Origin of the sequence: Neohoeflea coraliihabitans (genome assembly GCF_019334345.1) — a bacterium.
In the GTDB taxonomy this organism is placed as follows: Bacteria; Pseudomonadota; Alphaproteobacteria; order Rhizobiales; family Rhizobiaceae; genus Pseudohoeflea; species Pseudohoeflea coraliihabitans.
The window spans coordinates 365,578-378,335 of record NZ_JAHWQX010000002.1 but is presented as its reverse complement, the minus strand read 5'-3'; the positions used below and the strand labels follow the sequence as shown (position 1 = coordinate 378,335).

Sequence of the window (12,758 nt, the reverse complement as noted above, 5' to 3'; positions counted from 1 at the left end):
GTGGGGATGAGGCGGGGACAGCCGCGGACGGCCGTCCCCGGTGAGGTTACTGGCGATAGATCTTCAGCACTTCGTCAGCTTCGCTCTGCGCATCGCTCAGCGCCTGCTCGGGCGTCTTGTCGCCCACGATGGCGGCGGCGATCGCATCGTTGAGGATCTGGCGCACACGGGCGTTCTCGTAGACCGAGAATTCAGCCACTGCGTGTTCAAGCTGGTTGCGCGCGACCAGAGCGCCCGGTGCTTCCTCGACATAGGCTTTCATCTTCTCGGTTTCCCAGATGTCCGGACGCGGTGCGACGTAGCCCGTCGCAATCGACCACGCCGCAGCCTGTTCGGGCGCGGTGGCCCACTTCACGAAGTCGATCGCCGCGCGGGTCTCTTCCTCACCATGCCCCTTGAACAGGAAGAAGTCGCCGCCGCCGGTTGCGACGCCGTACTGCTTGTTCTTCGGCAGCATCGCCACGCCGAGGTCGAAGGTGGCATTGGTGCGGATGTTGGTGAGGTTGCCGGTGGTGGTGATGGCCATCGCCGTTTCGCCATCGAGGAAGGCCTTCGGTGTGGCACCCCAGTCGACAATGCCGGGCGCCATGATCTCGTGTTCCTTCGACAGGTCGACGAAGAACTCGAGCGCCTCGACCACCGCCGGCTGGTCAAAATACACCTCGGTGCCAGCCTCGTTCATCAGCTCTGCGCCGTTGGCAATGGCCAGGGCCTGGAACGGCCAGTAGGGGAAGCCGGAGGAGGGGATGCGGATGCCCCACTGGGTGGCGTTGCCACTGTCGTCGCGGACCGTCAGCTTCTTGCCCATTTCGACCAGTTCTTCCCAGGTCGCCGGCGGCGATTCCGGATCGAGACCGGCCTCCTTGAAGGCGTCCTTGTTGTAGTACATCACCGGGGTCGAGCGCTGGAAGGGAATGCCCCAGGTCTTGCCTTCCTTGTGGGTGTTGGCGCGGAACGCGTCGTAGAAGCCGCCAACCCAGTTCTTGAGTTCTTCCTCGCTGAGATGCTGGTCCCAGGTCTCGATGAGATCTTCATCGATGAGCATGAAAACGTCCACCGCGGACAGGATCGCCAGATGCGGCGGGTTGCCGCCGCGTGCCGCAGTGATGGCGCGCGTCGTCGTGTCGGCGTAGCTGCCGGTGTAAATGGCATTGATGTTCACGTCGGGGTTTGCCGACATGTACTCCTCGGTCATCGCCTGGATCGTCGCGGCGGCGTCTCCACCAACAGCGACGGGGAAGTAGAATTCGAGATCGACCGCAAGCGCGGTGGACATCGAGAGTCCGAGCAGTGCACCGGATAGGGTCGAGGTCTTCAGTAGGTGTCTCATAGGGTTTCCTCCCAGTTTTAGATTCCCTGCGCCTCTTCAAGGCGCTTGCCGTCCGGGCCGAAAACGTGCGCCACGCCTGGCGACCACGCCAAGCCAACGGTGCCGGACGGGGTGTCAGCCCGCGCCGGTTGCCGGACAACAACTTTTGCCGCGCCGATGCGGGCGGTGATGAGCTCGTCGGCGCCGAGATACTCAACGCTCTCCACCGTCGCCGGAACACCGGCGCTGTCCAGGTGCAGGTCTTCCGCACGCACGCCAATGGCGCTGCCCGGTGGCAGCTCCTCATGGCCATGCACATGTTCGGATGGGATCAGGTTCATCGGCGGCGTGCCGATGAATCGCGCGCAGAAGGTCGTCGCAGGACGGGTGTAGAGTTCCCGCGGACTCGCGATTTGCTCGATGCGGCCCTGATTCATGACCACGATCGTGTCGGCCATCGTCATGGCTTCGACTTGGTCGTGGGTCACGTAAACCATCGTCAGACCGAGACGCTGCTGCAGCGCGCGGATCTCGACCCGCATGTCGGCTCGCAGCTTGGCGTCGAGGTTGGACAGCGGCTCGTCCATCAGGCAGACGGGCGCTTCGGCGACGATAGCCCGGCCGAGGGCCACGCGCTGCTGCTGACCGCCCGAAAGCTGGTTCGGCCGCCGGTCCAGAAGCTCGCTGAGGTTCAGCAATTCGCTGGCACGTTTCAGCCGGCGGTCACGTTCGGCCGCATCCACGCGCCGGACCTTCAGGCCGAAGATGATGTTCTCGCGTACACTCAGATGCGGAAACAGTGCATAGGACTGAAATACCATGGCGACGCCATGCTCGGCGGGAGGGGCGTTCGTCACGTCGCGACCGCCGATCTGGATGGTACCGGAACTCACGTCGTCCAAACCGGCGATCAGTCGGAGGGTGGTGGACTTGCCGCAGCCGGACGGCCCAAGCAGTACCGTGAGCGTACCGGGCTCGACCTCGAAGCTCACATCGTGAACAGCGTGGACATCCCCCCACCGCTTGCTGAGCTCGCTGACATGAATTCCTGACATTCCGATCTTTACTCCACCCTTCGAAAGCCCGTGCGGCCATGCGGGACAATCGCAAGAAAGCTATTGAACGAAAATTCGGTCGTCAATACAAATGTTCAAAACTGCTCGCCGGGGTTATTCCCTTGGCTGAGCCAAGCGAGGAGACCTCTGATGACCGCCTTCAGCATGCTGCATCTTTCGGACACCCATCTGTCGGACCGGTTCGATCATTTCCGTCGCAACAACGAACTGATGCTGGACGTGCTGCAGAAATCCGACCACGACCTCATCATCCACACCGGAGACATCACACTCGACGGGATACGGCACGAAAAGGATTTCCAGTTCTGCCAATCATTCTACGGCGACCTTTCACGGGAGATTCACTACATCCCCGGCAATCACGATGTCGGCGACAATCCGAGGCTGGGTCGGCCGCAGTCGGAGAACGGGAGCGCGATCAGCCAGGAGCGCATGGAGCGCTACCTGGCCTACTACGGCACCGATCGCTGGACCATCGACCGCGCTTCGTGGCGGATGGTCGGTATCAATTCGCTGCTTGTCGGCACGGGGCTCCCGCGCGAACAGGAACAGGAAGAGTGGGTGCGCAATGTCCTTGAAAACGTTGGCGACCGGCACCTCGCCCTCTTCACCCACCAGCCGTTCTTTGTCGACGAACCGGATCCGATCGAACTGAGCTACTGGACGGTGGACCCCGAGGGGCGGGAATCCCTGCGCTTCCTGATGGAGCACCCCAACCTGAAGGTGATCGCAAGCGGCCACCTGCATCAGCAGCGCGCGCGCCGTTTCGGTTCCGTAGAGCTGATCTGGTGTCCCTCGGTTGCCTTCACGACCCGCGAGCAACTCGTTCCCGAAATGGGCGGGCAGCGCCAGGTCGGCTACCTTGAGCATGTTTTTCATGACGATGGCAGTGTGGCGACGCAGGTCCGCACGCATCCCGACTTCCAGAACAGCCACCTCGACGACTGCATCGGCGTCGTCTATCCCTTCGCGTGAAATCCTGTTTGAGGTGTGTGGACTCAGGCCTGGCGCACCTCTGCGGCCTCCTCCCACAGCAGCGAGGCCGGCACGCTGGCATGGCCCATCCAGTGCAGGCAGGTGACGCTTGCGGCCCCACCCTGGAGCAGACTGTTCTCATCCCCGGGCTGCGTGGCGTAGTCCCGGTCGGCCAGAGGCTCGATATCGGCGGAGTGGGCATCCTCGCGATGGATGATGACTCGCTTGGCCACCTTGTCGCGGCCTAGGCGCGCTGCACGCAGGGGAGCAGGCAATTGGGTGGGGAGGTTGACGCTGAGCCAGTGGCCCTCCGAGGCCCATTCCGCGCGAGTACGCCAGAAGCCCTCGATCCGATCCGCAAGCCATTGAACCCCAGTGCTATCCGCCGGTCCCGCGACCCGCGGCATCGAGAAGGCGACTCCCGGGATGCCGAGCAGGGCGGCTTCGCGGGCCACGGCCATGGTGCCGGAATAGGCCACATCCTCAGCCACGTTGCGCCCTTCATTGATCCCGGAGAGGATCAGGTCCGGCTTCCTGGCACCGTCGAATACCCACTTCATCGCGGCGATGACGCAGTCTGCCGGCGTTCCTGAGCACGCAAACCGGCGCTCGGCGCGCCGCTCGATGCGGAAGCTCTTGCGCAGCGTGATGGAATGTCCGTAGCCGCTGCGATTGCCGTCGGGCGCCACCACCCAGACATCGTCGCTGATCAGCTTTGCGGCTTGTTCGAGCATTCCGAGACCGGGTGCATCGATACCGTCATCGTTCGAGATCAGGATTCTCATATCTGCAATTCTCCGTGGTGAGCCAGCATCTTCGGCGCGCGCGCGTGCTTGTCGACGACCCGCGAGCATTTTTTTGAACATTTCTTCTTTTTCATGCATTTTTGTTCAGTATGCAACGTCCGAGTTTGTGCTATGGATCGGATCGCATGGCAGAACCCGAAACGAGAGCGAAGCAGGGCTGTGACAGCCAGGACGAAATCGAAGCGCACCAGCTTTCAGGCCAACCAGGAGGAATTCAAGCTCCGTTGCGCCTGGCTCTACTACGTCGAGGGGATGACCCAGGAACAGGTTGCGCACAATCTGGGGATCAGCCGGCTGAAGGTTCTCCGCCTTCTCGCCGCGACGCGCGACGAAGGCACCGTGCAGGTCATCATCAATTCCCAGGCGCAGTCGTTTCTCGCCCTTCAGCGGGCGCTGGAAAAGCATCTCGGCCTTTACGAGGCGGTCGTGGTTCCGGCCTCGGATCAGGGAGAGGCCACTATCGCCAGTGTTGTCGGATACGCCGCCGCGCGCTTTCTCTCCGACCAGGTGTCGGACGGATTGTCGGTGGGCATCGGCTGGGGTGGATCGCTGCAAGCCTGTATGCGCGCATTGACGTGGCGCGAAGCCGAAGGCCTGACGGTCGTGTCGTTACTGGGCGGTCTGACCCGGGCCTCCGCCTACAACCCGTCATCCGTTGCCTGGCGTCTAGCTGATTTCTACCAGTCGGAACTCTACCAGATCACGGCCCCGGTCTTCGTGCCGGATGAGGGCCTAGCGGAGGCCCTGTGGGCGCAGGAGGATTTCCGGCAACTCAGGGAGCGCGCCCGATCCGTCGACATTGCCCTGCTCAGCGTGGGTGACGTGAGCACGCAGGCGTCCATCTTCAGGCGCGGCATCCTGCAGCCAGAAGACGGAAAGAGCCTGCGCGATGCTGGCGCGGTCGGCGACGTGCTCTGCCACTTCGTCGACCAGACCGGAGTCGTCATCGACCATCCGGTCAACCGGCGGGTGATGGCGATCGATCCGACGGTCCTGCGGCAGGTGCCGAAGGTGGTGATCGCCTCAGGAGGCGTGCGCAAGGTGCAGGCCATCCGTGCCGGCCTCCTCGCGACCGGCGCACGCATGCTGATCACCGATGTCGCCGCTGCCAATGCGCTGCTGGAGCTCCCGCCAGTCGAGCGCACACGTTCGTGATAAGGGTTGCTTCGGCGCCAACCCAAAGCAGGTAAATGATCGAGAACCGCTCAGATGGAGCAGTTTCATGGTCGGGTCCCGGAGGGTGCTTGACCAATGGCGCGTCCGGAACCCATGGAAACTCGGCATGTTCCTTGCGGCAGAGGAGTGGCCAATGACTCTGCGTTTCGAACCGATACTCGCCGACGGCGTAGCTGAGCGCTCGTGTCTCGTGGGAGAGGATGCCGCCCACGGCAGTGCCATTGTAGATCCCAGCCAGACGTACAGATCTATCTCAAGCTCAAGCTCAAATGCGCCCGCCAACTCGGGTTACCGATAAGCTCAGGGTTTTCCTAAAAGAGGATGGGCCGGGGAACCGAGTCGCCCGCCGGATGGAACGCTTCGAGCACGCGATACACGCGATCGACCGCATGCGCGCCTTTAATGATCGGACCGTTCGGCTTCTTGCGCAGCACGGGTTGCCCAAAATCCCTTTACCCGCGCGACTAACAGTTAGGGAGGCGGTTAGGGATGAATTCCGATTGCAACAAAAAACCGCGAATTATCAATCGCTTGCAAATCAAAATGGCGGAGAGGGTGGATTTCGAACATATACGTCGAAGTAATCGGGTGGCGCTCGGCTGTGTCATAAGTAATGTCGGCTTTCGGGAAGTCGCCAGTGCCCCTCGAACGTCCGGAATGGGGGCGCAAAGCGGCCGTACCGAAATGCGCCCCCAACTCGGACTTACAGGAGGCACCGGCCCGTACCTAAAAGCGGACGTCGCTTGCAACGAGGCCCTGCCGCCTATGCGCAATAAGCGCACTACAGACGTCGTCAGTCCAACCATCTTGCTGCTGTGTCGAACAGAGGAATTCCTTATAAAGGGGGCGCGGCTTGGGCGCGGTCGGCGTGAAGTCGTACGTTTATGGGCGAAAGCTAGGTAGGATTGAATTCGCATGGGCGCAAAGCGAAAACAAGTTTCAACTGAAGTGAGACGGGCAATATGGGAGGTGTGGGACAAGAAGTCGGCTTATACCGGCGAGCCCGTGATGTGGACTCAGCTACACATAGATCACGTTATTCCGATTACTAAGCCAGAACTACTGGAAGCACTTAACGCCAAGAATCTAGTCCCGGACGATTTTGATATCGACGGCTTCGAGAACCTGTTGCCATCCATTAACTTTCAAAATCAGGGCAAATCTGCCAAGCAGATGGGAGAACCCGCCCTAGTCTATTATCTTGAGCTTGCCCGGGAGAAAAAGCCAGAAATTGTGAACCGCCTGGCTGCGCGACTCAAGTCGAATGATGAGATCAAGTCCTATCTCGCCCTGAAGGCAGCATCCGAGAAAAATGACGTCTCTCCGGAGGAAATGGTCAGTGTCTTCGCTCACCAGTTCGACGGCACCGTGACTTTGCGTATTACGCCGGAGATCGAAGGGGCACAGTCCGCCACTGCCAATTCGTCTGTAGCCGGGACACTTATGGATAAGCCGTTTGCCCTGGGCCGCGGCACCGTTAGCGAAGTCATCTTACATTCATCGAACGGCGACTCAGTCTCCTGCAGGACAAGCAACGAGTTTATTCGTGCTCAAGAACTGGGCTACTTCGCGCAAACGCAGACTGAAGTGAAGATAGCCAGCATGGCCAATGAAACGACCGAAGCGTTGCGGGCCATCCGCGACTCGTCGTTCGCCGAGGAGTCCGCATTGCGTGAGCCAATCGTGAAGCTGAAGCATTTTGATCGCTGGGCGGCAGAATGGGTGACAGAAGGACTTTTCGAGCCAGAAGACGTGGAGGGACCTGTTGGCCTGATAACCGTCGCAGATGTGGTGAACGCCGGCATCTGCGAAGTCGAAAGTCTTGGAGATCACGAAGTCAGATTCACCGTTCACAATGGCCTAGACGTGATGATGCGGGAATCTATGAGGGCCGATCTCGATGGCGATAAATGGGAAGAAATACTGGTGTTTCACTATCTATCGGCTGCTCGGGCCGGTGGTTCTTTCGGTCACGGACAAGCAGTCATGGCAAAGATCGGGGATGACGGGCTACTTCACATGAATGCGTACCCACCAGCCAAGACAATATAACCCGGGCTGAACGAAGTTCCGCTTCGGGCCAAATTCAGGCTGCAACGATAGACCTGCGAAGTCAGCTTTGCACTGGACTTCCGCGGCAAAGCAAGCATTGTTGTCGGCGGGTCGCCGATACACCTAACCGCTGACCCGCCCGCAGCGCGGGCTTCACTCAGTGCAAGGCCAGATGTCCTGGTCGATGAAGCTGGGTGGAGACCAAAGTGACTATCCAAGAAATCGAAAAAGCTGAAGATCAGAGCGCCGGCCCCGATGCGACGGCTGCCAATGACCACAAGCCGGCACGCGTAGCCAAGCCCGCGAAGTCAGCCAAATCGGGAGCCAAGACCAAGCACGATCAGCTTGTCGCGCTGCTGTCCAAACCGAACGGCGCCCGGATTTCGACCATCACCCAAAAACTGGGATGGCAAGCACATACGGTGCGAGCTGCGATCTCGGGTCTGCGTAAACGGGGTCATGATGTCGTGACCTCGAAGTCACCCAAAACCGGTGAACTGATCTACGCGATCAACGCCAAGTCGATGGACGATGAAACTGCTCCTGCAGGTGCGTCGTCATGAGCCGCACGGTAAGGGCAGGGGAGCTCGTTGATACCGCTCGCTTTGAAGCCCTGTCCCGGGAAGGCTGTATCGATGAGTGGCGACGAACAATCGGCGGTCATTCACTCAAGTATGTCTCCGTCCAGTTTATGCGTAGCGCGCTCGCCTATGAGGCGCAGATCAAAGCTCACGGCGGTCATTCAAGAGCCGTTCGAAAGGTCCTCAAAGCCGCTTTGAAGACTGATCAAAAAGCGTCCGATGCGGGCGGTAGATCGAAGTCATCACTTCAAACTGCTCTTCGCCCCGGAACGCATCTGGTCCGGGAATGGAATGGCCGAACCTATCAGGTCGAGGTTCTGGAGGATGGCTTCCAGATGGATGGCAAACAATATCGCTCACTGAGTGCCATCGCTAAAAAGATCACGGACGCGCATTGGTCGGGGCCACGGTTTTTCGGACTGGGATAGATCGGCCATGAAGAAGATCCGCTGCGCCATCTACACCAGAAAGTCATCGGAGGAGGGGTTGGACCAGGAGTTCAACTCCCTCCATGCGCAAAGGGAAGCCTGTGCCGCCTATATCTCAAGTCAGAAGCATGAAGGTTGGGTGGCGTTACCTGAGCACTATGATGATGGTGGCATCTCAGGTGGGACGCTGGAACGGGCAGGGCTTAAGAAACTGCTCCAGCATGTCGATGATGGACTGGTCAATCAGATTGTTGTCTACAAGATTGACCGGCTGACGAGATCGCTTGCCGATTTCGCGAAGTTGGTCGATCGCCTTGATGCAGCCGATGCATCCTTCGTGTCTGTCACTCAATCCTTCAACACGGCCACCAGCATGGGGCGATTGACGCTCAACGTGCTTCTCTCGTTCGCGCAGTTCGAACGGGAGGTCACGGCAGAGCGGATCAGGGATAAGATCGCAGCATCGAAGAAGAAGGGGCTATGGATGGGTGGCGCCATCCCCCTGGGATACGAGCCTGATGGTCGAACGCTCAAAATCATACCGGAAGAAGCCGAGACCGTTAGGACGCTTTATGATCTCTACCGCCAACATCGCTCACTCGCTGCTGTCATGGATCATGCGAAGCGGCTCGGGCTGCGTGGAAAGGCAAAGGTCGGAACGCGGGAGGAGGGCAAGATACAACCCGACGTGCCGGGATCCGAAGCAGCCAGTGCAACACCTGCGAACACACCATGCGCGGCTGGCTTCTCCATCGAACGGGCAACGCTTCATTACCTGCTGACCAATCCGGTCTATGCCGGACGGATCCGGCACAAGGAGATAGTTCATGAGGGACAGCATCCGCCGATCATCGATCCAGATGTTTGGGAAGAGGTCCAGCAGCACCTCAAGGAAACGTCTTCAAGAAAGCGGGGCAAGGGGAGGGGACGACGCGCAACCATCAGCCTGCTTGCCAGCAAGCTTGTCGATGAGACGGGCGACAAGCTCACACCCACCCACACGAACAAGAATGGCACCCGCCATCGCTATTATATCTCCAGCCGATTGATCGGTGGTTCTGGCAAAGACGAGGATCAGAAGAAGATCGGCGGTTGGCGCCTGCCGGCCAAGCCACTTGAGGATCAGATCGCTAGGGCAATCCTGTCCCATCTACGAGATCGCCTTCCGGTCGATCTGCTGATCAATACAACAACGGATGCAATCTCGAAGATCGGCAGCCAGCTTGATCTGGTCGACGCGCAGTCCCGCCCGAAGGATGCGAGGGCAATCCTGTCTTGCATAGAGCAGGCAACGATCAGCCCGGGGGCTATCGAGGTAAGCCTGTCGCTGGAGGCGATCGCCGATGCAATCGAGATATCGGAAGACGATCTAAACCTGGATGTACGGACATTCGAACTGCCGTTCCAGTTCAGAAAGCGTGGGGTCGAAACGAAACTCGTGATCGGTGCCGAAACATCGCAACCGATCGACACCACCCTGATCCGCAGCATCGCCAAGGCGCATGAATATTACGACGCGATCAAAAGCGGTCAGACGTTCGAAGAGATCGCCGAAAGCGAAAATCTGTCCAAGCGTAGGATCATGCAGGTCATCGATCTGGTCTTCCTCGCTCCCGACATTGTAAAGCAGGTCGTCCAGGGCGATCAGCCCGCGGGCCTCACCGCAAAATGGCTCGGCATCAATCCGCTGCCATTTGACTGGCAGGCCCAGCGCCGCATTGTTGCTACGCTCTAGTCAGCTCCAGACTCTCGACAACCTCAAGAACCTGATGCTCCAGAGCAACCGTCTTTGGCAAACTGTCAGCCCCGAATTGGCCGACTGAGACTCTCGGCGATTTCGAGCCGATATGGAGGCTCGCATTGCGTCTCACGCGGAATCCCAAGCTTGCAAGCCGCTGAAAAGTCGGCGTAATTCTGGCAAAATAGGAAGTGTAGGGAAAAGTCTGGAAGGAGTGGCTGGGGACACAGTCGGCCGTGAGCTGGTCTCTGTCCAGTTTCCCGGTTTTCAGGACGCGCAGACAGTAAGATAGGCGAAAGATCAGTCAACAAGTCGCATGCTGCGCGGTGTTCCCGTCAAGTTCGGGTCTTTGCTGCCAAGTACGCTTGATCTTGCAGGCCTCGACGAGAATCGGCCGCGCCGATATCGCCAAACAGCTTGCCATCAATAGGATTCACCTCTCCGCATTCTTGACCGGCGCGCTGAGCCGCTCCCCCCAGGTGAATTCGTCAAGCTTGGCTTGAGGCCGCATTTCATACTTCTTGGGCACCGCACCGTGGACCTCAATTCATCATGAGTTTTTTGCGAAATTTCGGTCGCGCCACTTCAGTACCAACAACCGCTTCGAAGCGATTTCTCAACGTATCCCGGGTCGACATCGCTCGGCGCAGCTGAGCTATCGGAGGTTACGACGACGCTGGAACACACTGCAAGCTCGCCCAATGTCGATTATTGAGACAGAATGTATTGCATCGTGGGATGAAACGAACTAGCGTCTTCATATGGACAGCACATCGACCAAGCTTGGCGCCAGCGCAGTACAGAGCATCGACAGGGCAGCGGACATCCTCCGGGCGGTTTCAAAACACTCTGCCACCGGCGCAAAACTGGCCGACGTTGTGGGTGAGACCGGCCTGACGCGCGCCACGGCGCATCGTCTCCTGCAGGCACTTGTGGCCACACGTCTCCTTGAGCAGGACACTGTTGCGTCCCGTTATTTCCTCGGTGTGTGGCTGATCCATCTCTCCGAGCAGGCTTCCGAGCGCTTTGGCCTTGAGCGGCTGACCCTGCAGTCCAGGGCGCGCCTGAGCGAGCGCACCGGCGATACAATCTTTCTCACGACCCGGATCGGCGCCAGCATGATTTGCTCGGCGCGAACGGAGGGCTCCTTCCCCGTTAAGGTGCTCACCCTAGAGGTTGGCTCGACCCGGCCGCTTGGCGTCGGGGCCGGCGGCTTGGCGATCATGGCGTTTCTCTCCGAGGCTGAGCAGAAGTTGGTGCTGAAGGCCTGCGCCGATCAGTATTCGCGCTTCAACCTGGATCGCGATCGCGTGGCTGCCCTGTGCGCCGAGGCGCGCAAGCACGGCTACAGCATTGACCGCAACATCGTCCTGCCGGGCGTGACCGGTGTTGGAATACCGCTGAGAGGTCCGGATGGCGAAATTGTCGCCTCACTCAGCATCGCTGCGATCAGCGAGCGAATGACCGAGGATCGCATTGAGGAGGTCGGAGCCCTTCTTAAAGAGGAAGCAGAGACGCTCGCCGCATTGATGAAATCCACAGATCACCGGACGGGCACCCTGGGGTGAGCCGTCTGCAACCGAGGGCCGGCAGCGCCTCGCGGCCGCCCGACAACATGGGAAGAAGAAAATGAGGAAACTGGTTTACGTAACTGCCGCGGCAGCTGCACTGATGGTGGCGCAGGCCGCCCACGCGGTGACATGGGACATGTCATCGGCATTTCCAGAGACGAATTTCCACGTCAAGAATGCCAAGAAATTTGCCGAGGAGGTCTCGCGCGTCACCGATGGCGAAGTCAACATCACCGTGCATTCCGGCGGCGCTCTCGGGATCAAGGGGCCTGAAGCACTGTCTTCGGTACGCGACGGGATCGTTCCGATCGCCGAATATTCCTTCGAGCAACAGAACGGGGAAGTGCCCTTTGCCAGCCTCGGTGCCATGCCTGGCCTTGCCATGGGGTTCAAGGAAACCCGTACACTCGTCGACACCATCCGTCCGGCGATGGAAGAGATTTTCCAGGAGAACAACCAGAAGCTTCTTTACGTCGTGCCTTGGCCTGGACAGGGGGTCTATGCCGACCGGCCCATCGAACAGGTCGACGATCTCGCCGGTTACAAGATCCGCGCAGCCAATGCTCGCGCCGTGGAATTCTTCGAAGCGCTCGGCGCCGCTCCGGTCCTGCTGCCCTGGGCCGAAGTCGTTCCGTCGCTGGCCACCGGCGTCGTCAAGGGCGTTTCAACCTCCTCTTCCTCCGGAGTGGACGGCAAATTCTGGGAGTTTTTGAGCGATTACACACGCTTCGATTGGGCCAATCCGCTCTCTGTCGTGACCGTTAATCTCGATTCTTGGAACGCCCTCTCTGAAGAAGACCAGGCGGCGATCACTGAACTGGCGGCGAAACTCGAGCCTCAGTTCTGGGATGTGGCGCGTGAGGAGGACGAGGGCAATCTTGCGAAGCTTCGTGAGAACGGCATGGATGTGTCGGATGTCTCGCCTGAATTGGCCGGGCAGATCGCCGAGCAATCGGAGAAGATCTGGGACCAGTTCGCCGAGCAGGCCGGTGACAGGGCCGCGGACGCCATCTCCGAATACCGTGAAAAAGTCGGTAAATAGGAGC

The 12,758-nt window shown here is 59.6% G+C and carries 12 protein-coding genes; 8 read left to right on the top strand and 4 right to left on the bottom strand.

Annotated elements, in window-relative coordinates:
- Positions 1-46: 46 nt before the first annotated feature.
- Complete coding sequence (locus KY465_RS07810; protein WP_219201112.1) at positions 47-1,330, bottom strand: ABC transporter substrate-binding protein; 1,284 nt, start codon at positions 1,328-1,330, stop codon at positions 47-49.
- 17 nt (positions 1,331-1,347) lie between these two features.
- Positions 1,348-2,364 carry an ABC transporter ATP-binding protein gene (locus tag KY465_RS07805; RefSeq protein ID WP_219201111.1) on the bottom strand — a complete coding sequence of 339 codons (1,017 nt, stop codon included), beginning with the start codon at positions 2,362-2,364 and terminating at the stop codon, positions 1,348-1,350.
- Positions 2,365-2,514: 150 nt separating this feature from the next.
- Between KY465_RS07805 and KY465_RS07800 the strand changes: the two genes are divergently transcribed.
- Positions 2,515-3,360, top strand: a complete 846-nt coding sequence (locus KY465_RS07800; RefSeq protein WP_219201110.1) for a metallophosphoesterase family protein — start codon at positions 2,515-2,517, stop codon at positions 3,358-3,360.
- A 23-nt stretch (positions 3,361-3,383) separates the two neighbouring features.
- Here the strand turns inward: KY465_RS07800 and surE are convergent, their stop codons facing one another.
- Positions 3,384-4,244: a 5'/3'-nucleotidase SurE gene (gene surE, locus KY465_RS07795; protein ID WP_346432613.1), complete on the bottom strand. Its 861-nt coding sequence runs from the start codon at positions 4,242-4,244 to the stop codon at positions 3,384-3,386.
- A 33-nt stretch (positions 4,245-4,277) separates the two neighbouring features.
- Between surE and KY465_RS07790 the strand changes: the two genes are divergently transcribed.
- Positions 4,278-5,321, top strand: a complete 1,044-nt coding sequence (locus tag KY465_RS07790; protein ID WP_219201109.1) for a sugar-binding transcriptional regulator — start codon at positions 4,278-4,280, stop codon at positions 5,319-5,321.
- 332 nt (positions 5,322-5,653) lie between these two features.
- Here the strand turns inward: KY465_RS07790 and KY465_RS18635 are convergent, their stop codons facing one another.
- A complete protein-coding gene (locus tag KY465_RS18635) occupies positions 5,654-5,776 on the bottom strand; it encodes a hypothetical protein (protein WP_255561521.1) in 123 nt (40 codons plus the stop codon).
- A 481-nt stretch (positions 5,777-6,257) separates the two neighbouring features.
- Here KY465_RS18635 and KY465_RS07785 point away from each other — a divergent pair, with 481 nt between their 5' ends.
- From KY465_RS07785 to KY465_RS07760, 6 genes are all read left to right on the top strand, one after another.
- Positions 6,258-7,394, top strand: a complete 1,137-nt coding sequence (locus KY465_RS07785) for an HNH endonuclease (protein WP_219201108.1) — start codon at positions 6,258-6,260, stop codon at positions 7,392-7,394.
- Between the two features lie 206 nt (positions 7,395-7,600).
- Positions 7,601-7,957 (top strand): DUF3489 domain-containing protein, encoded by a 357-nt coding sequence (locus KY465_RS18785; protein WP_346432612.1) that lies wholly within the window; start codon positions 7,601-7,603, stop codon positions 7,955-7,957.
- A complete protein-coding gene (locus tag KY465_RS07775) occupies positions 7,954-8,403 on the top strand; it encodes a DUF2924 domain-containing protein (RefSeq protein WP_219201106.1) in 450 nt (149 codons plus the stop codon). The genes KY465_RS18785 and KY465_RS07775 overlap by 4 nt, the downstream gene beginning before the upstream one ends.
- Before the next feature lie 7 nt (positions 8,404-8,410).
- Positions 8,411-10,138, top strand: a complete 1,728-nt coding sequence (locus tag KY465_RS07770) for a recombinase family protein (protein ID WP_219201105.1) — start codon at positions 8,411-8,413, stop codon at positions 10,136-10,138.
- A 764-nt stretch (positions 10,139-10,902) separates the two neighbouring features.
- Positions 10,903-11,709, top strand: a complete 807-nt coding sequence (locus KY465_RS07765; RefSeq protein ID WP_219201104.1) for an IclR family transcriptional regulator — start codon at positions 10,903-10,905, stop codon at positions 11,707-11,709.
- 61 nt (positions 11,710-11,770) lie between these two features.
- On the top strand, positions 11,771-12,754 hold the full coding sequence (locus KY465_RS07760) for a TRAP transporter substrate-binding protein (RefSeq protein WP_219201103.1): 984 nt from the start codon (positions 11,771-11,773) through the stop codon (positions 12,752-12,754).
- Positions 12,755-12,758 lie beyond the last annotated feature (4 nt).